Origin of the sequence: Nostoc sp. ChiVER01 (assembly GCF_034531155.1) — a bacterium.
Taxonomy (GTDB): Bacteria; Cyanobacteriota; Cyanobacteriia; order Cyanobacteriales; family Nostocaceae; genus Nostoc.
Genome location: NZ_JAVRBS010000055.1, coordinates 1 through 23,207 on the forward strand (window position 1 = coordinate 1; position 23,207 = coordinate 23,207).

Here is a 23,207-nt window from a genome sequence, read left to right on the forward strand (position 1 = left end):
GCTGATGGCATTGACGACCTGATTATTGGGGCACTATATGCCTCCCCCAACGGCAACTCTCTTGCTGGGCAAAGCTATGTAATATTTGGGGGGAAGAACATCGGCAGTGGCGGCAGTCTCAACCTCTCTGATTTGAATGGCACTAATGGCCTTTTAATTAACGGCATTGCAGCAGGTGACAATTCAGGCTACTCAGTCAGCAATGCAGGGGACATCAACGCTGATGGCATTGACGACCTGATTATTGCGGCATCAGGGACTGGGCAAAGCTATGTAATATTTGGGGGGAAGAACATCGGCAGTGGCGGCAGCCTCAACCTCTCTGATTTGAATGGCACTAATGGCCTTTTAATTAACGGCATTGGATCTACAAACATCTCAGTCAGCAATGCAGGGGACATCAACGCTGATGGCATTGACGACGTGATTATTGGCGCACCTCTTGCCTCCCGCAACGACATCTCTGGTGCTGGGCAAAGCTATGTAATATTTGGAGGGAAGAACATCGGCAGTGGCGACACCCCTGGTAAGCTAACTGGAACTCTTGGTGCAGATACTTTCTTTGGCAGACCTAGCAACAACATCAATGGGTTAGCTGCTAACGATACCCTAACAGGCAACGGTGGTCAAGATAAGTTTGTTTTTCACTCTAGCGATCGCAATGACATTATCACTGATTTTGCTGGCGTAGGTCAGGGCTACAACCCATCATCAGCAGTAATTGCCAATGTTGATACACTGCAATTTATCGGTTCGGGCTTAACTGCCCAAAATCTGCAACTCACTCAAAAAAGCAACAACTTAGAAGTCACTTTTGAAAATGTAGCTAATACCAAAGTCACTTTGCAAAACTTCCTCTTAGAAAACCTGGATAACCTGCCAGTAATTTCTTCAAAACCAGCGACTGGCAATATTTTGTTTGATGGGCAAACTAGGATTACTGATAGCTTTGATGTGATTAATGCAAACTCCACTCAAACTAGCATTTTCAACAGAAACACTGTCACCTTCCTTAATGACTTAAGCAACAACATCACGGGTTTTGACAACTCCAATGATGTGATTAATGGTCAAGGGGGTGACGACATTATCAATGGCTTGAGTGGCGATGACCTGTTGCGGGGTGGCACTGGCAATGATGTTCTCATCGGTGGTGCTGGTAATGATACCCTCATCGGCGGTGCAGGTGCTGACAAGTTCTTTTACAATACCAATGCTCTCTTTGTTAGTTCTGCTGTTGGTGTAGATACCATTAGTGACTTTAACCACTCCCAAGGTGACAAGATTATCCTGGATAAGACTACCTTTAATGCAATTACTTCTGCCACGGGAACAGGTTTTAGTAACACCAATGATTTTAAAATAACTTCTTCTGTGGCGACTAGCACGGCAAAAATTATCTACGATTCTGTGAGTGGGCAGTTGTTCTACAATCAAAATGGTTGCACGCCTGGTTTTGGCAGTGGTGGTCTATTTGCAACTCTAACTGATGCGCCAACTCTCACCGCATCAGATTTTGTGTTGCAAGCATAGTTCGTCCAAAACTGGGTGATGGTTTCAATGTTCTCCTCTGCTATTAGCCTCAGAATAAATTCTGAGGCGGGCTGGATGAGAATGAAATAGCCAACATAAATTGTATTTTATTTAATTCTTATTCCTAAAAAACTTCTCAACGCATCTAACAAATATCTCCACACCCATTCCCAACGCCGTTTCATCAAAATCAAACCGGGGATGATGATGGGGATACGCTAAATCTTTCTCTGGATTCGCAGAACCTAAAAAGAAATAGCAACCAGGAACCTCTTGCAAGAAAAATGACATATCTTCAGCAGCCATAGTTTGGCATTCTGGCACAATACCCAACGGGGTTTCTACCACTTCTTCTGCTACAGTTCGCACCAATTCTGCCATCTTCATATCATTAATGACTGGTGGATAAAGTGACCAGTACTCTAAGTCATAACTAGCACCATGACTTTGACAAATTCCAGCAATAATCTGCTCCACACGCTGTTTAAAAAAGCCTTTCAAACTAGGATTAAAATACCTGACAGTGGCACTCATTCTCGCTGTATCAGCAATCACATTTCCCTTAGTTCCAGCATGAAGTTCGCCCACTGTCACCACAGCTGAATCAAGGGGATTGACATTCCGGGCGACAATGGTTTGCAAGGCATTTACGATTTGAGCAGCAACTACAACAGAATCCACCGTTTGATGGGGTAGTGCGCCGTGTCCACCTTTGCCCAAAATTGTGCAATTAAAAGACTCTACAGCTGCCATCAACGCTCCAGCCCGTACACCCACTGTTCCCAAGGGCAAATTATTCCATAAGTGCAAACCAATAATCGCGTCAACATCAGGATTTTTTAGCACTCCAGCTTCAATCATCGGCTTTGCGCCTCCTGGTGATTCTTCGGCTGGTTGGAAGATAATTTTTACTGTACCGGAGAAGTCTTGGCGATGCTGCTGGAGATAATAAGCTGTACCTAATGCGATCGCAGTATGTCCATCATGTCCACAAGCGTGCATCACTCCATCATGCTGCGATTTGTACGGTACTTCGTTGAGTTCTTGAATTGGCAAAGCATCCATATCTGCCCGAATCGCTAAAACTTGGGGAGTGGGGGGTTGATTACCTTTGATGGTGGCAACAATGCCAGTTTGGGCAATGCCAGTTTGATGCTCAATTCTCCATTCTTGGAGTTTTTGTGAGACAAACTCAGCCGTCAGTTTTTCTTGAAAACCCAACTCTGGTTGTTGATGCAATCGCCGCCGCCACTCTACCAATTGTGGTTGCAATGAACGGATCGCTAGTCGGATGCGAGATAAATCAACAGAAGAAGAATTGGGAAAGGTAGAAACCATTATGACAAACTAGTTTAAGTACAGCTAAGGCAAGCTTATTTTCTCAGTTTATCGTAGGGAATGGGAAGAATAGACATCTCCAAAAAAGAATGTAGAAATGTAGCAGTGCTTCGTCTCTACAAGGATTCTGGGTAATGCCTATTTAATTTCTACCAGATGTCTAATCACCATTAAAATCTTCTTAATCAGTAAACCAAAAAGTTTTTCTTTGTAAAGCGATGCTGAGGTTGGGCTACGCCTACACTAATAATCAGTTTCGTAGACTACAAGTTAAAACACTTTAGGATTTGGAAAAGTGCAAATGGAAAGCACTATTTTGTTTTTAGCTGGTTTTTCTAAGAAATTTTCGGATAGTAATTTGGTCAAAGCATCGGGGTGTAGTTGCCAGTTCAATAATCCTGATAACCCCATAATCAAGCCAAATATAGTTGGAACTAAGGCCGCGTAGAACAACCATCTTTTCTGAGATAGAGATGTAATGGCAAATAAAGAGACAGAAAGCGATAAGGAGGCATCAGCTAAATCAAACTGGTCATCATGGTAATTAAGCTGGTCATAGGTTGTTTGATCTTTTTCGGCGACTAGCTTCTGTTCCTGCTTTTTCTGCTCTTCTTTATCAGCAATCAGTTGATAAGCGGCAATCTGTTTTTCATAGTCAGCCCTCACAGCAGAAGGTTGAGAAATAGATTGCAATTTCAGTTGCACCACATTTGATTTGGCTATTTCTTCACGAATATTACGAGCCTGATATAACGCCCAATCGTCAATTTTATTTGCTTGAGCTTGCTGCATTGCCTGAACCAGATTATCGTCTTTGACTTTGCAGATGCCTATAAAAGTTGCGAGCAATGCAACTGTAATTGCAACAGCACTATTTAGACGACTTTTGCGTTTTTCGCGGTTAGCTGAGGTTTCGGGTTCATCGTTTTCATCTTCAACCAGGTCGATTGGGTTTATATCCATATCGTTATACTAATTTTATTTAAAGATAAAACAGAATTCAGAAAACTCTACCCTTTTATAGGTAGAGTTTTAACCATATATTAGTTGAAGTCAATTCTGCAACCAACCAGCCATCACCGCAACTATCAAAAATACACCCATCGCCAAGCGGTAGAAAATAAAAATCAAGGTACTGTGTTTTTCTAGGTAGCGTAGAAGTCCCCAAATTGCAAGAAAGGCGGAAATACTGGCAGAGATTAAGCCTACCAATAAAGTCAACCAACCAGCTGCACTTAGTCCTGCTTTGCTAAGAGTGTGCAGTTCTACAGCACCCGCCAAAATCACAGCTGGTAAGCCCAACAAAAAAGAAAATCGGGCTGATGTCTCCCGTTCCATACCCAAAAATAACCCAGCAGTGAGGGTGGAACCAGAGCGAGAAACGCCAGGTATCAGGGCAAAAGCTTGAGCAACTCCTACCCAAATGCCATCCCAGAGGGTGAGTTTATCGAAAGTGCGATCGCGTCCTTTGCGTTTTTCTGCGATCGCCAGCAATCCTGACATAATAATTGAAGCCACACCAATAACTACTAACCCTCGTATCGGTGAGTTGCAGGCGTTAAGAATTGGTTTGAGTAGCACACCAGCCACAGCAATAGGCAAGGTTCCTACCAATAAACCTAACATCAGTTGCAAAGAACTAGATTGATAATCTTGTCCGCTAATTGCTCTAACTGTCTCTCCGGTTAATTTTTTTAAGTCTTGCCAAAAATAGACTAAAACAGCAGTCAAGCTAGCTAATTGCATGGCTGCTGAAAAAGCAGATCCCGGATCTTTGAGTCCTAGTAGAGTTGGCACTATCCGCAAATGAGCAGTACTGCTAATTGGTAATAGTTCTGTAATTCCCTGAACGATGCCTAAAATAATCACGTCAATCCAGCTAAGGTTAGCAAAGTCTAGATTCACTTCACTACCTTTGTCACAGATTGCACTCGCCACCGCAAAAGAAAGCATCATGATGTCAGGCGTAAATAATTTACTTTTAATCAAACACCGACAAATTAACTTATGCTAATGACGTTTCTATGACTAAGATATGCCACTTGAATGACACTTAAAATTCCAGCATTTCTAAATTTAAATTTGATGCTACTTGAGCAAGTTTATCTAAATTAGTCAGGCTATCTAAGTAAGGTAAGCAGCCTAAAACTGGTATGTTAGTGAGTGATTGAATCAATTGGGGTGGTGTCCACTCGGCTATTTCTGCATCAGTTCGTCTTTGTACGCAGTTCAGCACAATGCCTTTAAGATTAATCCGCGCTTGTCTAGCTAATGCTACGTTCGCCACTGCTTGAGAGATAGCACCTAATCTCACTGGCACTACCAATACCGTTGGTAAACGCCATTCTCCGGCTAAATCGGCTACGGTTAATTCCTCAGTTATAGGCGAACCTAATCCACCCAAGGCTTCTATAAGCACAAAATCACGTTGCGATCGCAATTTAGATAAAGCTTGCCAAACTACTGCTAAATCTATTTGGCGATTTTCTCGTGCTGCTGCGATGGGGGGAGCCAGAGGTGCTTGAAAATACAAAGGTGTAATTTCTTCTGAAGATTGTTCTAGTGTAAATAGCTTTTGATACCACTCGCGATCGCCAATCCCCGATTGAATCGGTTTCATGATTCCCCAGCTACGCTGCGGATAATATTTTTGCCGATAGGCTGCTAATGCTGTTGTTAAAACAGTTTTACCAGCTTCGGTATCAGTTCCAGTAATTAGTAGTGTGTTTAACATTAATTTCTTTGGCCAGAAAATGGTTGTGTTCCATCAACTGGCGGAATTGGTGTTTCACCAGTGGTCGGAATTGGCGTAGGTGTCTCTGTCGGAATTGGGAAGGGTGTTTGTGTAAAAATTGGCGTGGGTATCTCTGTTGGAACTGGGTTAGGTGTTTGTGTAGGTATTGGGAAGGGTGTCTCTGTCGGAATTGGGGTAGGTGTTTCTGTAAAAATGGGGGTAGGTATCTCTGTTGGAATTGGGGTAGGTGTTTGTATCGGTGTTGGTTTGGCTAATGTTTCTAATGCAACAGTCAGGCTGTAATTGCTTTCGGCAACTCCTGGAACTAGTGTTAACTCAATAGTATATCTACCAGTAACCAGCAACGTGCCTTTATATGATGTTACTTGTTGAACATTTTGATCAATTGGTTGTTGATTAGGACTGAAGACTGTTAGCAAAACGCTGCTTCCTGGGTCAATAAATGCAGTTAAATTGTCACCTTCCTTTCCAAAGAAAGTATATCGGATGATTTGATTTGTTTTGAGAGTATCTGTAACTGTGGTTGGGTTAGATGCTTTAGGATTGAGCCGCCTACTAGATATAATAGGTTGCTCAGGGGTGGGTGTGGATGTGAATGTAGTACCGCCAGAAATAACAGGTGAAGGAAAATTTTGTGGAAGCGTCTCGGTTGATGATTTTGACTGACTGCGGATGGAACTTACTAAAGCCCAAGAACCAAATCCGGCTATGATTACTACAGCAATGCCAATCGCTGCGATCGCTAACGGATTATCCAAGACTGAACTAGTGGAACTTGGTGGAATCACAGGATCGGGTTGTTTCTTAGGCGAAGCTGCTGGTGGTACTGAATCAGGACGGCGACCAACAGCGATTGTTTGCAAGTTAGACGTATTCAAAGAAGGAAGGCTGACTTGCTGTTCTAAAGATTGTAGTGCTTGAGATACACTAGCAGCACTTTGATAGCGATCGCTCGGTATATGATTCAACATTCGATTCAACACCATAGCAAATCGCGGACTAACTGTTACCCATCGCTGCCAATTCCAAGTTAATTGGTTTTCGTCAAATAGCTCCCTTGGTTCTTTACCAGTCAGCAAAACAATTGCTGTCACTGCTAATGCATACAAATCACTACTGGGATAAGCTCCCCCTGTTTGCATTTGTTCACTAGGAGAGTAGCCTAATTTTCCCACAGTGGTTTGTGGCATTGCACTAAGAGGCGATCGTAAACGAGTTGCTAGTTCTTTTACCACCCCAAAGTCAATTAACACAGGTTTAGCGTCACTATCTCGCAAAATAATATTTTCTGGCGAGATATCTCGGTGAATAATCCCTCGACTGTGAATATGCTCTAAAACAGGCAGCAACAACTTTATCAATTGCAATACTTCAGCCTCTGTGAAGGTTTGACCCACAGCTTGACGTTCAGCCAGCAGAGCTTGGTAAGTTTGACCTGCAACGTAGTCCTCTACCAAAAATAAACGTTGGTCTTGCTCAAACCTTTCCCGAAATTTCGGGACTTGTGGGTGTTCAATTTGATATAAAATAGCAGCTTCTCGGTGAAAAAGCTCTTGTGCCTTTTCCCAAGCCAAAGCCTCCGTTGCTGTTGAAATCAATTCCTTGATCGCGCAAAGTTCGTTAAAGCGCCTCTGGTCTTCTGCCAGATAGGTTCTACCAAATCCTCCTTGTCCGAGAATTTGAATTATGCGATAACGGTTTTGCAAGACAGTGCCAACTGTAAGGGGTGGTTGCATGATCGAATGATTGAGTGTAGTAGCAGCTGAGGAGGAAGTCACCCACAAAGATTTAAGTCCAAGAGGCGACGGACAGTTACCTGCGGCAATATTCTACTATACCCAATAGGGAAACCCTACCAGAGCTAGGTTATTTTGTAGTCTATTTAACAGCCTTCAATTCTCAATTCAATTTACTTCTTGTGAAAACGAGAGATTTTGAAATATGCAAAATTAACTTGAGAATCCAGGTTATACAAATTGCTCATCTCTTTTTCAATCAATCCTTTGGGAAATAGATGTTCACGATTAACTACTATCAAAACCGTATCCGCACGATTTGTTAAATTTTCAATTTTTCCTGCAAAATTTTTATCAATAGTCTCCTTCCTTAATTCATTCCCAAAATCACATCCATTCAGGCTTAGAAAGCACCGTAGTATCTAAATAATCTAGGATGGCCAAATAAAATTACTGACTAATGTAAGTGCTGTTTTTGTCAATACGTAAGGTACGAACAATAAGATACACTTGTAGTACTTAGACGGAGGTGCTATACTGTATGAGAACAAGCTTCAATATCACTTAAGTTGTAATACTTTAGTGTTAGCCATTAATGAGGTAGTTAGAAAAATCTACTACACCAATGTTTACCTTAACCCAAAAATTTGAACTATAGACCTAGTGGATGGACAAAATGTCCGTTAAGCTATCAATAGTTTGCTTGCCAAAAAAATTAGACAGTTAGCGAATGATAATTTTATGGAAAAATGTTTAAATTTTGTATGGAAGATTCAATAAAACTTACAAATGTTTTTTTAGGCGATTTCTCGGTTAAACCTATTAAATCTTTAATGATAATATTGCTATGAATGCACATAGAGGATCTGCTGTGCTCAGTTCTGCAACTTTTAAAGTGCAACCATCTGCAACAGGACTGACTGATAATCATCGCCTGCGGCTGTTTTCTGGCTCTGCCAATATACAACTGTCTCAAGAAGTTGCTCGTTATGTAGGCATGGACTTGGGGCCAATGATTCGCAAAAGATTTGCGGATGGAGAACTTTACATTCAAATCCAAGAATCGATTCGGGGTTGTGATGTCTATTTAATCCAGCCATGTTGTCAACCCGTGAACGATCATTTAATGGAATTATTGATTATGGTTGATGCCTGTCGTCGAGCTTCTGCGCGACAGGTAACGGCAGTAATTCCTTATTATGGCTATGCCCGTGCCGATCGCAAAACGGCAGGAAGAGAGTCAATAACTGCCAAGCTAGTTGCTAACTTAATCACCGAAGCAGGTGCTAACCGTGTTCTAGCAATGGATTTGCACTCGGCTCAAATTCAAGGCTATTTTGATATCCCCTTTGACCATGTTTACGGTTCACCAGTATTGCTGGATTATCTAGCAAGCAAAGAACTGCCCGACCTTGTGGTTGTTTCCCCTGATGTTGGCGGTGTAGCGCGAGCCAGAGCATTTGCCAAAAAACTCAATGATGCCCCACTAGCAATTATTGACAAACGTCGTCAGGCACATAATGTTGCCGAAGTGTTAAATATCATCGGCGATGTTAAAGGCAAAACGGCAGTGTTGGTGGATGACATGATCGACACTGGAGGGACGATCGCAGAAGGAGCGCGATTACTGCGTGAAGAAGGGGCGCGTCAAGTATACGCTTGTGCAACTCATGCAGTATTTTCTCCACCAGCGATGGAGCGTTTGTCTAGTGGCTTGTTTGAGGAAGTGATTGTTACAAATACAATTCCTATACCAGAAAACAATCGTTTTCCCCAGCTAGTGGTGCTATCAGTAGCTAATCTCTTAGGAGAAACTATTTGGCGGATTCATGAAGATACTTCAGTCAGTAGTATGTTCCGCTAGCCAGATACACAGACTATCATTCGTATTACAGGCATAAATTACCCACACTGTTCTCTTGATCGGATGCAGTGTGGGCTTTTAGTTATTACTGTCTTTCTATAAGAACTTGAATCTTGAAAACTAAATAATCCAACAAAAATGGCTCGCTATATGCAGTAGTAAAATGGATGCAGCACTGCCAAATTAGAATAGTTTGATTCAGTTTGGACAATTTAGCTAAACAGGATAAAAGGATGGTTACAACTCCTAAAAAAGTAATTTCAGTTTTACCTCTGGAAAATGGCGATCGCTTATCTCGCTACGAATTTGAGCGTCGCTATCAAGCAATGCCGCATTTAAGAAAAGCTGAACTGGTTGAAGGAGTTGTGTATATCATGGCATCGCCACTGAGAATTAAAAGTCATGGCGAACCACATGCAGACCTGATCGGGTGGTTGTGGAACTATAAAACTGCAACACCTGGCGTTGTTATGGGAATTGAACCCACAGTGCGTTTAGATGCTGATAATGAACCACAGCCTGACGCGGTACTATTTATTCCAGGTAGACAAGCATTGATTAGTGAGGATGATTATATCCAAGGCGCACCCGAACTGGTGATTGAAGTGGCAGCAAGCAGTGCAGCCATCGATTTACATGATAAAAAACGCTCCTATCGACGAAATGGAGTACAGGAGTATATTGTCTGGCGAACATTAGATAATCAGTTGGATTGGTTTAGGCTGCAAGCAGATGAGTATGTTTCGCTACCAACCGATGAGCGGGGAATTATTCGCAGTCAGGTGTTTCCAGGGTTGTGGTTGTCGGTAGTTGCCTTACTCTCAGGAGAAATGGCAACAGTATTATCTGTATTACAAGCAGGTTTAGCTGCCACTGAACATCAAGAATTTATGCAAAAGTTGAATGAGAATATGGAAAAGCCCTCTTAGAAAAGGCTGATAAAAAAGATGACTCCTTACCGATACAGCCAAACTCGGAGTAGCGAAAGCAGTTGCTCAGTATCTACAGGTTTGGTAATGTAGTCAGAGGCTCCAGCCTCTATGCACTTTTCGCGATCGCCTGGCATGGCTTTAGCAGTTAAAGCAATTATTGGTAATGAACGAAACTGGTGTTGCTGGCGGATGGCGCGGGTGGTTTCGTAACCATCCATTTCCGGCATCATGATGTCCATCAAAACTATATTAATCTCAGGATTAGTTTGCAATTTTTCTATGCCATCTCTGCCGTTTTCGGCAAACAGCACTTGCATTTGATAGCTTTCTAAAAAGCTGGTGAGGGCAAAAATATTTCTTAGGTCATCATCTACAATCAAAATTGTCCGATTCGCCAGTACCGGATCATTTTGGTGTAGTTGCTCTAATATTTGCCGCTTTGGTGGAGGCAAATTGGCTTGTACCCGATGCAAAAACAGGGCAGTTTCATCTAACAACCGCTCTGGCGATCGCACATTTTTAATAATAATAGTCTCTGCTAGTCCCCGCAGTTGGGTTTCTTCTTGTCGGCTGAGTTCTTTGCCGGTGTAAACAATAATCGGCAGTTTCAAAAGCCTAGATTCTTGCTTTATTTCCTCAATTAGTGTAAAGCCGCTCATATCAGGCAGACCAAGATCGAGTACCATACAATCAAAGTGATGCGATCGCAAAATCGAGAGGGCTTCTGCCCCCGTACCCACTGCTGTACTATGAACATCGCCATTACCAATTAGTTCGATAATACTTTGGGCTTGTACGGGGTCATCTTCTACAATTAAGAGATTTTTTACCTGACGCTCAATAAAGCCTTTAATCTCAGTTAAGACCTGAGTTAACGCTTCTGGAGAAACGGGTTTTTGTAGATAGGTAATCGCTCCTAACTGTAATCCCCGTTGCTGTCTTTCATCAACAGAAAGTATATGTACTGGTATGTGTCTCGTGTCTGGCTTATGTTTCAGACGATCTAGTACCGTCCACCCATCCATTTCTGGCATGTGGATATCTAGCATAATTGCATCGGGCTTAAACTGTTGCGCTAGTGCTAAACCTTGTTTGCTCTGTAAGGCAACAATAGTTTTAAAGCCCTGCTCACGGGCCATATCTAATAAGATGCGGGCAAATTTATCATCATCTTCGATAATTAGCAAAATGCGATCGCCCGGTTGAATGATTTCGCGGTCATCTGGGATATCGTTGGGTAAGCTGACAAGAACTTTTGACGATGGAGAGATATCTACAGTTGTGAGTTTGTTTTCGACCATTGGCACTTCTTTGATGAGCGATGCCGCACGCATAGAACTGATTGGCCCAGAAGGTGATGGAGCGAGGGTATTTTTACCCTTCCCTTCATGTCGCCTTGGCAAGTAGAGGGTGAAGGTGCTTCCCTGACCTGGTTGGCTGAGTATTTCAATTCTTCCGCCCAACAGTTGAGACAGTTCGCGGCTAATGGACAAGCCCAAGCCTGTTCCCCCGTACTTGCGGCTGGTTGTGCCATCTGCCTGCTGAAATGCCTCAAAAATAATCTTTTGCTTTTCCTCTGGAATGCCTATACCCGTGTCGCTAACTGCAAAAGCAATCATGGGATTATCAACTTCGTCTGCTTTAGTTGCTGTGCCAATTTGTAACTTCACGCCTCCTTGTTCTGTAAACTTAAAGGCATTAGCAAGGAGATTTTTCAGCACTTGTTGCAGACGTTTGGAGTCGTTATAAATTGTCGATGGTAACTTGTCATCTCGTTCAATAGTAAAGCTGAGTTCTTTATTGTGGGCAACTTGCCGGAAAGTCTGCTCTAAAGATGTCTCCAAATCTGCAAGAGCAATTTGCTCAATATCGAGCGACATAGTACCCGACTCAATTTTTGCCAAATCTAGAATGTCATTGATTAATTCCAGCAAATCAGTTCCAGCTGAGTAAATAGTCCGGCTGTATTCTACCTGTTTGTCGGTCAAGTTGTTAAGAGAGTTATCTGCTAGTAGTCTTGCTAAAATTAACAGGCTATTTAGCGGTGTCCGTAACTCGTGGGACATATTCGCCAAAAATTCCGACTTGTATTTAGAAGACAATGCCAGTTGTTCAGCTTTTTCTTCAAAAGACTGCCTCGCCTGCTCAACTTCCTGGTTTTTGCGGGCAACTTCTCGATTTTGAACTTCTAACAATTCTGCCTTTTCTTCTAACTCCTCATTTAGTTGCTGTAATTCTTCGTTAGACTGTTTGACAAGAAATTGCGATTCCTCCAACTCCTGCGCCTGTTCTTCCAAGCGTTGATTGCTCTGCTGTAGTTCTTCTTGCTGGTTTTGCAGTTCTTCTGTTAAGGCAACAGACTCTTCAAGTAGTCGCTGAGTTTGCAATTGTGAGGCGATGTTATTTAAAAATACACCCAGAATTTCAGTCAATTGCTCTAAAAATGTCAGATGCAGATCGCTGAAAGACCCAAAGGATGCTAGTTCAATTACAGCACTCACCTGCCTCTCAAACAGTATAGGCAAAACAATAATATTTAGCGGTGAAGCTTCTCCCAAACCGGAACTGATACGGATATAGTCATTAGGAACTTCTGTTAGCAGGATTCTTTGTTTTTCTAAGGCGCACTGTCCCACTAATCCCTCACCCAAACGAAACTGATTTGCTAGATTTTTTCGCTCTTTGTAAGCATAACTACTCAATAGCTTCAGTACAGGCTCTTTGTCTATTGAATCCATGAAATAAAAAACGCCCTGCGATGCGCCAACCAGTGGTGCTAAATTTGACAAAATCAGGCGAGAGGCAGTTTCTAAATTTCGATGCCCTTGGAGCATTTGGGTAAATTCAGCTAAATTAGACTTTAGCCAATTTTGCTCGTCATTTTTTTGATTTGTGTTTCGCAGATTAACGATCATCTGGTTGAAGGTACGTGTCAATACACCAATTTCATCCTGGCGATCACTATCTGGTAAACTCACCAATAAATCCCCATCTGCCATTTTTTCTGCTAAATCAGAAATTTGCTTTAGCGGTGCTGAGATATTTCTGGTCAGGATAAATCCGATCAAAGCTAAGATTAAAGAAAATAAGGGAATACTATATACAATACTGACGATCGTTTGCCGACCAGCTAGTTTTGCTTTTTCAGAGCGCTGTTTCAGCAGTGCATTCTCCTCATTTTTCATCGCCTGAATAAGTTTCTGAATATTATCCATCAGTTGCTTACCCTGGTCTGTCAGGACAGCTTTTTGAGAAGCTTCTAAGCCTTGGCTTTGCCGTAGCTCAATGACATCTTTCATTACAGCCATTCTCTCAGTTAGTAATGGCTGCAAAGTATCAAGCCGATTTTGTTGGTTAGGGTTATCTGCTGTTAATCTTTGAAGCTCCTTGACTTTTTGATTCAGTACTTCAATAGCAGCGTTATAAGGTTCTAAATAGCGTCGTTCTCCAGTAATAATGTAACCGCGTTGCCCAGTCTCAGCATTTGTCAGTTGCAAATTGAGGTCTTCAAGCTGACTCAACACCTGGTAAGTATGGCTTTCTTTTGCCGAAGTTTCAATTAGCTCATTGGTGCTTTGATAGGAGATTAAACCAATAGTGGTCAGAGTTGCCAAACTCAGGGCAAAACTAATTCCAATTTTGGTTCCAATCTTCAAACTTTTTAACATTATTCCAGGCAGATATTCTAATAATTTATATTTTTGGCACTATTCTGATTATGTTTTAGCTATATAAATTTAATAAATTTACTTTGTATATGTCTAATTTGCAAACTTTAAATTATATTAACTACGTTTTATTTATCTACATATTAAGATATTTTGTCACCCCTTTTATCATAAAGATATATTTTTATAATATTTTGATATTTTGTTTAAGATTATATTTTGAAATAGTATAACTTATTTCTAAAGGAACAGCCAGAATTTTTTTAATTGAATCCTGTGATAGATTATTAAATACTGTTATGATATTATAAATTAAATAATAGAGTTCCACTAAAGAATGGTGATTTTTATGAATACTGTACTTGACCACAAGACCAAAATTTTGCAAAGGACAAAAGATATAATTTATCGGTGGATTGAGAACCATAATAAAATACTGTCCTAACTCTGAATACTGGTCATATCTCATAAAAATAGAAATGAGTTCAGAGCCAGAAATGCGGATAATTAATTATGAAAGCCCAATTTTATGATTTGAAACAGATATTATCTTACCCCAAGATGAGACTGTTGAAGCTTAAATTTTAGTTTAAGATAATCTTTTTTAGTAAAAATTGATTTGATGATATTAAGTAACTTCATGTTCGCTGAATATTTTTTGATAATGCTTAATACAGCTTTAAACGCTGATAAAATTTCTGGTAATGCTACTCAAGCCTCGTAATTAATCATCCCTTATAGGTAGAGACAAACTAAACATAAACAGTGGTATGACATTTATAATGGTCACATTAAATGTAAACATTACCCTGCTTCCGGCTTCCCTCTCATTAATAAGGAGATAAATTGAGGATGAGTTTTTATATTTGTATTTATTTTGCTCGAACTTTGCTTAAATAAAGTTGTAGAAGGCAACTTACATTTAAGTGATTATGTAATTTATAGTAAAAGCAGTACACTCTTTACGTTTAAGGGACGTTTATAGAGAAAGTCCTTTTAAAACAATCAGACATTAACACAAGCCTATTGACTAATAACCTGGCGATCGCTTCTAGTTGCATTAACTACAGATGGGGTATAGATGCAAAATTTTTCAATTTTGTGATTTTCCAAAATAGCTCTTGCACCTGCCATGTAGATATCAGTACTATTTATCATTAATAAATAATTGCCAAGGGTCACTTGACGTTCATAATATCTAGCTAGATCCTCAGATATTCCCAAAGTAGTATATTGATCTTTGGAACTGCTGATATCTACCTCAGTAATACCATTCAGTGTATTTGTATCTTTAGCAATCACCGACACTTGAGCCATAGGAAAGCCAGCTATTTTTAGTTCAGTAAGTGCTTTTTCTGTGTCTTGGCGCGTAGAAAAAACACCAACTGCATTTTTATAGCGACTATTTGGAGTCAAATATGGATCGTAAATGCTCCACTGTTGAATATCACGGCGATTAAAAATCCTTTTAGCAAGACGAATCTCTATATCTATGCCGTTTACTATTACCAAATGGTAACCTTTGGAAATTAAATCGATGTAACCTTGACCTTGTTCTTTAGGAATCCCTAAACCTAGTAGCACATGATGCAAATCACCTGTAGTTGCATTGTTCGTACCACCAGTTAAAGTGGCAGCGATCGCAGTTACTTCTGCTCCGGTTATAAAGACTCGTCCTATACCAGGAATTACCCAAAGGATTAAACCCACTAATAAGCCAGTAATAGCTAAAGCAGCACCTGTAAACGCTTTAGCACTTTCTGAGGATGTATTATTGCCAGTGCGATCTTTAACTTCAACACTAGCAATATCGCTTTCTTCTACATTCCGTGCAATTATAGAAACTTTGTGCATGGGAAAATTAGAAGCTTTTAGTTCCTGAACTACCAACTGTATATCGGAACACCTAGCGAAAACTCCTATAGTTGTTCGCTCTTTTTCTAATGTCATTTTATCGGTTTATTGCAGCTTTAAGCAATTCCCAAGAGTGTTAGCTAATATGAGGTAATTACACAGCTCGGCGAGTCAGTAAACCCCAAAGGAAAATTAGTAGCATAGCGCCAAGAACAGCAAATAAAATGCTTCCAAGAGAGAATGCTCCAGCAGATGCGGCTGCTGCCGAACCACTGCCTAGCAAGACTTGACCTAAATAACCGCCGACTACTGCTCCAAGTATTCCTAATATGATGGTGGAGACAATACCGCCACCTTGGGTTCCTGGATAAAATAACTTAGCTAACGCACCTGCAATTAAACCCAAAACTAGCCAAGCAATAATGTTTCCCATTGAATTTCTCCTTCTTTGAAAATCTTATTTGTTTGCTTTTGACTATATTCATATTAAAGTTTTCCTGCAAAATTCCTGATCTATCTAGAGAACTAATATCAAAAATCTTTAGATATCATTTGAATATTCACTCCTTTGTCTTCGAGGATGAATATATAAAGTTAGTATTTGCCTCTTAATCTCTTAATTATGGTTGTGCATAACTTAGAGTCGGGAGCATCGCTTTGCTCACAACTCAGGAGTCAGGACTATAGAAAGAGCTAGTTGATAAAGTTGGCGACGAGGAAGGGAGGTAAATTTTGCTAACTGACGGCTAGCTTGCGATCGCGATATTCCCTGACTAATTAACTCTTTCAATTCGGCTTTCAATTCCTCTTCTGTCAGTTGGGGCTGACTGTCCCGAATTCCTGCCACTACTAATGTATATTCACCTTGGGGTTCTCGTTGGTTATAGTAAGCGCTCGCCTCAGCAATTGTCCCCCGCCAGAATTCTTCATACAATTTAGTTAGCTCCCGTCCCAGCACAATTTGGCGATCGCTTCCCCAAACAAGAGCTAAGTCTTGTAAAGTATCTCGCAAACGGTGCGGCGATTCGTAGAAAATCAATGTGCGAGATTCTGTTTGCAGAGATTCTAAATATTCTTGTCTCTGTTGACTTTTAGCTGGGAGAAAGCCTTCAAAGACAAACCGATCCGTTGGTAATCCAGATGCGCTTAATGCAGTAATTGCTGCACTAGCGCCAGGAATGGGAACTACTGTTATTCCCGCCTCAATACAGGCTTTCACCAATTCATATCCAGGATCGGAAATTCCTGGCATTCCAGCATCACTCACCAGAGCGATCGCTTTATCGTTAACTAAATACTCTAATAATTCTGGGATGCGGCTGGTACGATTGTGTTCGTGATAACTCACCTGGGGAGTCTTAACTTGAAAATGCTGTAATAATTTTCCCGTGTGACGCGTATCTTCCGCAGCAATAATATCTACAGTCTGTAAAATTCGCACCGCCCGAAAGGTTATATCTTCCAGATTGCCAATTGGTGTGCCGACAACGTAAAGTGTTCCTGGTTTTGGATCGGTTTGCATAAGTAAAAGTTAGAAGTTTGTAGAGACGCGATTCATCGCGTCTGTGCTATGTAGAGACGCAATTCATCACGTTTGTGCAGGAGAGACGGGAGAGACGCGATTCATCGCGTCTGTCCAAGAGAAACGCGATTTATCACGTACAAGAGGTAAAAATAATAATTTATGCACCTATACGAACATATATGAGAAATGGATAATCTAAAATCCAAAATCCAAAATCCAAAATCGGATCGTGGGTTATTTGTAGGTTTAGTAACCTTAGATTTGATTTACCTTGCTAACTCTGCCCCTAAGAATAATCAGAAGATTGTCGCTACTGACTATACTGTGGCAGCAGGGGGGCCAGCTACAAACGCGGCTGTGACTTTCAGCCATTTAGGAAATCAGGCTACAGTCTTGGGTGTAGTGGGTTCTCACCCCATGACGCAGCTAATTCGGGGTGATTTGGCAAATTACAAAGTTGCGATCGCAGACCTTGAGCCTACCACTGATTTAGTACCGCCTGTCTCCTCAATCATTGTCACCCAAACTACGGGTGAACGAGCTGTAGTTTCCATCAATGCTGTCAAAACTCAAGCCAATAGCGCATCTATCCCGCCAGATATTTTGCAAAATGTCGATATAGTACTGATTGATGGACATCAAATGGCGGTTAGTTATGCTATAGCCCAAATGGCTAAAGTCAAGAATATCCCAGTAGTAATTGATGGTGGAAGTTGGAAGCCTGGATTTGAGCAAATTCTGCCTTTTGTAAATTACGCCATCTGTTCGGCTAATTTTTATCCCCCTAACTGCCAGACTGGAGAAGACGTTTTTGCCTACCTGGGCAAATTTGACATTTCTCACATCGCCATCACCCACGGACACAAACCAATTGAATACTTTAGTTGCACCAAAACTGGTATTGTGCATGTACCGCAGATTCAAGCAGTTGATACATTAGGGGCTGGAGATATTTTTCACGGTGCTTTTTGTAATTACATTTTAAGAGAAAGCTTTACTAATGCATTGGCACTGGCGGCTAATATTGCTGCTGATTCTTGTAAATTTTTTGGCACTCGGCGCTGGATGGATTTAAGATAATTCGTAATTCGTAATTCGTAATTCGTAATTAGTTAAACTAAGTATCGCTGTGCGTCTCTAATCACGTTATACATATTTTTAGATAGGCCAAATTAATGAAAGACTTACAAGAAATATTAGCGATCGCTTGTGAGATAGGTTGGGGTGCAGCAGATATACTGCGATCGTATTATCACGGGACTGCAAAAGATCCTAATTTAGATGTGCAATATAAACAAAATGAACCTATTACCGTTGCCGATGTAGCTGTAAGTCAATACATTTTGCAGAGACTACAAGCAACTTTGGGTAATGAAGATTTTGCTTATATTAGCGAAGAAACCTATCAATCTCCAAGTGGTATAGCACAGCCCTCCCCACCTTGGGTATGGATAATTGACCCTTTGGATGGCACACGAGACTTTATCGAAAAAACAGGAGACTATGCAGTTCATATTGCTTTAGTCAAAGAAACACGCCCAGTTTTGGCAGTGGTGGCAATCCCAGAGGCTAAAAAGTTATATTACGCTATCAAAGGCGGGGGTACATTTGTCGAAACTCGTGATGGTTCTGTTGGTTTACAAGTGTCGTCAGGTAAACGAATTGAGGATTTAACTTTAGTCGTTAGTCGTTCTCACCGCAACCAACGCTTGGATTACTTACTACAAAAGTTACCTTGTCAAAATCATAAATCTGTAGGCAGTGTAGGTTGCAAAATCGCCACCATAGTCGAGCAACAGGCAGATATCTACATTTCCCTTTCCGGCAAGTCTGCACCCAAAGATTGGGATATGGCAGCACCAGAATTGATTTTAACAGAAGCTGGTGGTAAATTTACCCACTTTGACGGCACCCCGTTGCAATATAACATCGGTGATATCAATCAATGGGGAGGTTTGCTGGCTAGTAATGGCGAATATCACGAGGTGCTGTGTAAAGAAGCAGAAAGGATTTTAACGCAGTTTGAGTATAGCTAAATGAGGCATTTCAGGATGAATACTTTTTAATTTGCTTTTAAAACAGTTAATCATGATATGATTAACCCCAATACAAATAATAATCTTTACTTTTAGTCCACAGCGTAATTTTCAAAGCACTAAATACCAGGGCGATCGCTAGTTGATTGCGATTTTCTGTTAAAAGTGTAACTTGTATAATACAAGCAACAAAAGCCAGTCAGTGGAGAAGTCTACAAACCTAAACTTAAGGTTTGATTTGTGAATAAAATTCACAATAAGACGATATTCAAAGGCTGAAGGCTGTGCTAGACTCATGTGTATGAAAGATTATTTTCGGTTGAGTAACTCGTTTTGATTTCTAAAAAGTGTCTCTCCGAATTTAACTATCTACACTCCCTGAATTCGGAGATTTCTATGTCAATTTACGTCGGGAACCTGTCCTATCAGGTTACAGAAGAAGACCTAAAGCAGGCTTTTGCAGAATACGGAACAGTAAGTCGTGTTCAACTACCCACAGATCGGGAAACAGGTCGGCCGCGTGGGTTTGCTTTTGTGGAAATGGAATCAGACACGCAAGAACAAGCTGCCATTGATGCACTTGATGGTGCTGAGTGGATGGGACGTGATTTGAAAGTGAACAAAGCTAAACCTCGTGAGGAAAGAAGCGGTTCCTCTCGTGGTAACTGGGGTGGCGCTAGTCCTCGCCGCAACAATAATCGCTACTAAGTCGATTCCTAAAAATTTCACATTTCCAGTCTCCAGCAGATAAAGCCAAAGGCTCCACTCTGCTGGAATATTTTATAGCTATACCGTATGACTCTAGCCCTTTCAAGGTGATTGGTAAAATAAAATTGTTTTTCTCAAGGTTCTCTGTGCCTCTGCGGTTTAAAAATTATTTAATTAACCGCAGAGGCGCTGAGGACACACAGAAAAGAAGTTCAAGAAGAATTTATAGACTAAAATTTTCGTGCACCTTGAAAGGGCTACCTATGACTCTCACTAGTTGAGAGTAGACGCAAACGCGAGAGCGTCTGTCTGCAACATGCTGTTCGCGTTCTTAGAGAAACGACTTCTTGCAGGATAACCTAATACTAAGAATCATTGCTTTCCTTATATTTCACTTTGTTCAACCTAACCTACAAATATTTTATCAAACAGAATTCAGGAGTCAGGAGCCAGAATTCAGAATTGAATTCTGTGTGACTGGCGGATGAATAAGTGGGTTTAAGACCCCCGCTAAATCAAAGATTTAGCGGTCTACAATGAGTGGCGGGTCTGAATCCCCCACTCATTGATTCTGACTCCTGAATTCTGACTTCTGAATTCTTCTTCAATTTTTCAGAGTAATAGAGAGCCATAGTTTGTTGAGTTCCATTTGCGGAACTTGCAACAATATAAATGTATCTTCCTGTATATCCATAAAGTATTGTAGATATCGTTAGTCTGCAATCCTTGGCTCTGGATTTTAAAAAAAATGTTACGACTTTATCATTTATTATTAGGTCTTATTTTGCTGGTGTTAATACCACTGGGAGCAAAATTTGTTCTTCCGCAATTTTCTGCACCCAAAGTAGTAAAATCCCCCGCAGTTGCGAAACTTCCTAACCCTAATGAGGGAAATATATGGCAGAAAATTTTAGGAAATACTGCTGCTCCAACGAATTGGCAAGTTGCTCCTTGTAAGGGAAATGCGCCTTTATTATGTGTCTCATCCAAAGAGGAACTTTTGGGTACAGTTGAGATTAACATTTACCCATTAGCAAACAACGAGGATTTCCAAAAGAAACTCGTAGCTGTTGGTATTCCACCTGGTTCCCAAGTGGACTACCAAAGTTCCAAATACCAAACCCAGGTATTAGCAGCACTCAAGGCTTGGGTTGTAGAACACTACGCTGCTTTTGCCAAAGACCGTCAAGGTGAATATGGTAAAGAGATTACTTTCTTAACCTACCCACCTCAACTAGTACCCGTTGGTAAGCTTCAAGGAATCCGCTATGGTTTCGCCGGACTTAAGCAAAAAGGTGGAGTCCAAGAGCAACATATTGGTCATGTTGCCTTTGATGGCAATAAACTTTACGTAATTACCACTGCCTTTGATCCAGGTTCGCAAACAGGTAAATTTGACAAACTGGAAAACTTGGCTATTTTTCAACCTTACTTATATGCGATCGCAGCAGATTTGCGTTTACCCTAATTGGTATTGGGCATTGGGTATAGGGGATGGGTTATTCTCCTTGTCCCCTTACTAACCTATTCTCAATCAACCTAAATCTCAGCTACCGCCCGTTCAATCAAGCGACGTGCTAAAGTTTGCGTCCCGGTATGTTCATAATAATTTGTTGCGACATCTAGGAATGCCGCGAGGTAGTCTAACTTGTCATCGGTAATATCGGCAAAGCTTTGCAAGTTGTGGACAACCTTTTGTGGCGTTAAATTATTCGCGCTGACAATACCACTCATCCAACCTTTAACAGAGTCAAAACTTTCGCCGATAAAGTTGAGTTTACTACCAGCATTGTTGCCTGGAATCACATCTTTGATGTTTTGGAAAGTCGAGTTTTTTTCTAATTCTTGTGGATTTGTTTGATTAAGCCCAGATATTGCTTTGCTAATGAAGTCTGGGCCTAGAGGGATCAAACCATCAACGCAAACTAATGCCACCATGCGGATAAGCGACTCACCACTATACTCACCTAAAGAGGCGACAAAATCCCCAATACTATCTCCGGGAATGCCGTTAATTTGACAAAAGGCTACTAACTCAGCGACTAATTTCAATGTCAAATCAATGGTTTGGGCTTTATCAGGTTTAGGAGTAACAGAGTTTAAAAAACCCAATAATGGAATTTTCTCGCCAACTTTGTTAGCTAAAGCTGCTGTACCAAGTGCTTTATCTGTACCATCAACGGTTTGATATAACCACAAGGCTGTTTGGTATCCTTGGGATTTATCGTTAAATAGATAAATTGCTCGTTCACCAATTTGCTGAATTAAATCTTCGTCGTCTTCGCCAGTAACAGTCTTAATCGTGTTGACAAAGCCGACGGTATTGTGCCACTCTCCAGGAGCAACAAAATCGAGGGAATTCAACATAGAAATGGTCAAGCCACCGGTTGGCAATTGATCAACCAAATCAACAATCGATTTACTCACAAAAATCTCCTTATTTAGGTTTTATTATCTGAATGTTCATAGTACAAATCATTTCAGGTTAGCCAGACCATTAAGATTAAACTTTTCTAGCCAATCTGCGCGATCGCTAGCTGTAAATGACGGATCGCGGGAAAGTGCTTTTACTTGGTAATTACCTACCAAAATTGCAGTTTGCGTCTTACCAACTTCTAGTGCGGGATAACCGCCAATTTTTTTGGTACTCTTTGAGAATTTTGCTGCTGCGCCAGGTGTGCTAGTGGTATCAGAAATAGACAGCAATGCTATATCTTTACCGCCTTTTTTCAACTTCGCTTCTGCAAAGCCTTTTTTCTCTTGGCTATAGACGCGCTGGTAGCCACCGCCTGAATTAGGGAAAAATTTATTAAATTGGCTACCCTGAGTTGCATTTTTAGCAACCGCAAGACCCTTTTTTTGTTGAGTGCTTTCTTTTTGTGCCTGGTCAAAACGTCCAGGTGTTTTTGGACTACAGGCTGTTGTCAGTAATAAAACTGAGAGCAATAAAGCAGCCACTACCCTACGCCCACGGTGTAAAATCATTTCTTAGCTTCTCCTTATAGTTGAGCTTTGAGGCAATTATCTGCGCTGCTAGCAATTATTACCTGTAAAATTTACTTTTTGATAATTATTTCCTAAGTTCTGAACTATAGCACTTCAAAAAAATGTACCGATTAAACCAATGCAAAAACGCCCTCCCTTTCAGGAGAGCGTCTTTTACTTATAGATTAGATAAGCCTGAATAGCGTATCTCAGATTAGATTAACCGTTGATAGCAGGAGCGCTCAAAGCGACAGGAGCAACATCACCAGCAGC

Annotated in this window: 17 protein-coding genes and 1 pseudogene; 7 read left to right on the plus strand and 11 right to left on the minus strand. The window is 41.0% G+C overall.

From position 1 onward, the window contains the following. Positions 1–1,533 (plus strand): annotated as a pseudogene (locus tag RMY00_RS35485) (hypothetical protein); the annotation flags it as partial. A gap of 111 nt (positions 1,534–1,644) precedes the next feature. Here the strand turns inward: RMY00_RS35485 and RMY00_RS35490 are convergent. The 5 genes from RMY00_RS35490 to RMY00_RS35510 all read right to left on the minus strand — a co-directional run bounded on the left by RMY00_RS35490 (position 1,645) and on the right by RMY00_RS35510 (position 7,362). Next, positions 1,645–2,871 carry a M20 family metallopeptidase gene (locus RMY00_RS35490; RefSeq protein WP_322652042.1) on the minus strand — a complete coding sequence of 409 codons (1,227 nt, stop codon included), beginning with the start codon at positions 2,869–2,871 and terminating at the stop codon, positions 1,645–1,647. A 270-nt stretch (positions 2,872–3,141) separates the two neighbouring features. Next, the gene (locus tag RMY00_RS35495; protein ID WP_322652043.1) at positions 3,142–3,834 is read right to left on the minus strand and encodes a DUF4337 domain-containing protein; all 693 of its coding nucleotides are present in this window, start codon (positions 3,832–3,834) and stop codon (positions 3,142–3,144) included. Positions 3,835–3,924: 90 nt separating this feature from the next. Beyond that, the gene (locus tag RMY00_RS35500; protein WP_322652044.1) at positions 3,925–4,827 is read right to left on the minus strand and encodes an undecaprenyl-diphosphate phosphatase; all 903 of its coding nucleotides are present in this window, start codon (positions 4,825–4,827) and stop codon (positions 3,925–3,927) included. Positions 4,828–4,924: 97 nt separating this feature from the next. Further along, the gene (gene bioD / locus RMY00_RS35505) at positions 4,925–5,605 is read right to left on the minus strand and encodes a dethiobiotin synthase (RefSeq protein WP_322652045.1); all 681 of its coding nucleotides are present in this window, start codon (positions 5,603–5,605) and stop codon (positions 4,925–4,927) included. Continuing rightward, positions 5,605–7,362: a serine/threonine-protein kinase gene (locus RMY00_RS35510; RefSeq protein ID WP_322652046.1), complete on the minus strand. Its 1,758-nt coding sequence runs from the start codon at positions 7,360–7,362 to the stop codon at positions 5,605–5,607. The genes bioD and RMY00_RS35510 overlap by 1 nt, the downstream gene beginning before the upstream one ends. A gap of 847 nt (positions 7,363–8,209) precedes the next feature. Here RMY00_RS35510 and RMY00_RS35515 point away from each other — a divergent pair. Continuing rightward, complete coding sequence (locus RMY00_RS35515; protein ID WP_322652047.1) at positions 8,210–9,226, plus strand: ribose-phosphate pyrophosphokinase; 1,017 nt, start codon at positions 8,210–8,212, stop codon at positions 9,224–9,226. Positions 9,227–9,459: 233 nt separating this feature from the next. Next, entirely contained in the window at positions 9,460–10,155 is a 696-nt protein-coding gene (locus RMY00_RS35520) for a Uma2 family endonuclease (RefSeq protein WP_322652048.1), read from the plus strand. A 26-nt stretch (positions 10,156–10,181) separates the two neighbouring features. On the opposite strand, the gene RMY00_RS35525 is transcribed toward RMY00_RS35520, so the two are convergent. The 4 genes from RMY00_RS35525 to rsmI form a co-directional block, all read right to left on the minus strand. Continuing rightward, complete coding sequence (locus tag RMY00_RS35525) at positions 10,182–13,826, minus strand: response regulator (protein WP_322652049.1); 3,645 nt, start codon at positions 13,824–13,826, stop codon at positions 10,182–10,184. A 1,023-nt stretch (positions 13,827–14,849) separates the two neighbouring features. Further along, positions 14,850–15,776 (minus strand): hypothetical protein, encoded by a 927-nt coding sequence (locus RMY00_RS35530; protein ID WP_322652050.1) that lies wholly within the window; start codon positions 15,774–15,776, stop codon positions 14,850–14,852. Positions 15,777–15,834: 58 nt separating this feature from the next. Beyond that, positions 15,835–16,113: a GlsB/YeaQ/YmgE family stress response membrane protein gene (locus tag RMY00_RS35535; protein ID WP_118168004.1), complete on the minus strand. Its 279-nt coding sequence runs from the start codon at positions 16,111–16,113 to the stop codon at positions 15,835–15,837. A gap of 228 nt (positions 16,114–16,341) precedes the next feature. Beyond that, complete coding sequence (rsmI, locus tag RMY00_RS35540) at positions 16,342–17,202, minus strand: 16S rRNA (cytidine(1402)-2'-O)-methyltransferase (RefSeq protein WP_322652051.1); 861 nt, start codon at positions 17,200–17,202, stop codon at positions 16,342–16,344. Positions 17,203–17,391: 189 nt separating this feature from the next. Between rsmI and RMY00_RS35545 the strand changes: the two genes are divergently transcribed. From RMY00_RS35545 to RMY00_RS35560, 4 genes are all read left to right on the plus strand, one after another. Next, positions 17,392–18,285, plus strand: a complete 894-nt coding sequence (locus RMY00_RS35545; RefSeq protein ID WP_322652052.1) for a sugar kinase — start codon at positions 17,392–17,394, stop codon at positions 18,283–18,285. A 95-nt stretch (positions 18,286–18,380) separates the two neighbouring features. Further along, positions 18,381–19,241: a 3'(2'),5'-bisphosphate nucleotidase CysQ gene (locus RMY00_RS35550; protein ID WP_322652053.1), complete on the plus strand. Its 861-nt coding sequence runs from the start codon at positions 18,381–18,383 to the stop codon at positions 19,239–19,241. 396 nt (positions 19,242–19,637) lie between these two features. Beyond that, complete coding sequence (locus RMY00_RS35555; RefSeq protein WP_322652054.1) at positions 19,638–19,949, plus strand: RNA-binding protein; 312 nt, start codon at positions 19,638–19,640, stop codon at positions 19,947–19,949. 748 nt (positions 19,950–20,697) lie between these two features. Next, on the plus strand, positions 20,698–21,417 hold the full coding sequence (locus tag RMY00_RS35560) for a hypothetical protein (RefSeq protein ID WP_322652055.1): 720 nt from the start codon (positions 20,698–20,700) through the stop codon (positions 21,415–21,417). Between the two features lie 71 nt (positions 21,418–21,488). Here RMY00_RS35560 and RMY00_RS35565 read toward each other — a convergent pair whose 3' ends face one another. Both RMY00_RS35565 and RMY00_RS35570 read right to left on the minus strand, forming a co-directional pair. Continuing rightward, positions 21,489–22,376 carry a hypothetical protein gene (locus RMY00_RS35565; RefSeq protein WP_322652056.1) on the minus strand — a complete coding sequence of 296 codons (888 nt, stop codon included), beginning with the start codon at positions 22,374–22,376 and terminating at the stop codon, positions 21,489–21,491. A 48-nt stretch (positions 22,377–22,424) separates the two neighbouring features. Then, positions 22,425–22,934 (minus strand): hypothetical protein, encoded by a 510-nt coding sequence (locus tag RMY00_RS35570; RefSeq protein WP_322652057.1) that lies wholly within the window; start codon positions 22,932–22,934, stop codon positions 22,425–22,427. Positions 22,935–23,207 lie beyond the last annotated feature (273 nt).

What these genes read in the sequence shown, in the direction of transcription:
- RMY00_RS35490 (WP_322652042.1), bottom strand. Translation starts at nt 2,871, where the DNA reads ATGGTTTCTACCTTTCCCAATTCTTCTTCTGTTGATTTATCTCGCATC.
- RMY00_RS35495 (WP_322652043.1), bottom strand. Translation starts at nt 3,834, where the DNA reads ATGGATATAAACCCAATCGACCTGGTTGAAGATGAAAACGATGAACCC.
- RMY00_RS35500 (WP_322652044.1), bottom strand. Translation starts at nt 4,827, where the DNA reads ATGATGCTTTCTTTTGCGGTGGCGAGTGCAATCTGTGACAAAGGTAGT.
- bioD (WP_322652045.1), bottom strand. Translation starts at nt 5,605, where the DNA reads ATGTTAAACACACTACTAATTACTGGAACTGATACCGAAGCTGGTAAA.
- RMY00_RS35510 (WP_322652046.1), bottom strand. Translation starts at nt 7,362, where the DNA reads ATGCAACCACCCCTTACAGTTGGCACTGTCTTGCAAAACCGTTATCGC.
- RMY00_RS35515 (WP_322652047.1), top strand. Translation starts at nt 8,210, where the DNA reads ATGAATGCACATAGAGGATCTGCTGTGCTCAGTTCTGCAACTTTTAAA.
- RMY00_RS35520 (WP_322652048.1), top strand. Translation starts at nt 9,460, where the DNA reads ATGGTTACAACTCCTAAAAAAGTAATTTCAGTTTTACCTCTGGAAAAT.
- RMY00_RS35525 (WP_322652049.1), bottom strand. Translation starts at nt 13,826, where the DNA reads ATGTTAAAAAGTTTGAAGATTGGAACCAAAATTGGAATTAGTTTTGCC.
- RMY00_RS35530 (WP_322652050.1), bottom strand. Translation starts at nt 15,776, where the DNA reads ATGACATTAGAAAAAGAGCGAACAACTATAGGAGTTTTCGCTAGGTGT.
- RMY00_RS35535 (WP_118168004.1), bottom strand. Translation starts at nt 16,113, where the DNA reads ATGGGAAACATTATTGCTTGGCTAGTTTTGGGTTTAATTGCAGGTGCG.
- rsmI (WP_322652051.1), bottom strand. Translation starts at nt 17,202, where the DNA reads ATGCAAACCGATCCAAAACCAGGAACACTTTACGTTGTCGGCACACCA.
- RMY00_RS35545 (WP_322652052.1), top strand. Translation starts at nt 17,392, where the DNA reads ATGGATAATCTAAAATCCAAAATCCAAAATCCAAAATCGGATCGTGGG.
- RMY00_RS35550 (WP_322652053.1), top strand. Translation starts at nt 18,381, where the DNA reads ATGAAAGACTTACAAGAAATATTAGCGATCGCTTGTGAGATAGGTTGG.
- RMY00_RS35555 (WP_322652054.1), top strand. Translation starts at nt 19,638, where the DNA reads ATGTCAATTTACGTCGGGAACCTGTCCTATCAGGTTACAGAAGAAGAC.
- RMY00_RS35560 (WP_322652055.1), top strand. Translation starts at nt 20,698, where the DNA reads ATGTTACGACTTTATCATTTATTATTAGGTCTTATTTTGCTGGTGTTA.
- RMY00_RS35570 (WP_322652057.1), bottom strand. Translation starts at nt 22,934, where the DNA reads ATGATTTTACACCGTGGGCGTAGGGTAGTGGCTGCTTTATTGCTCTCA.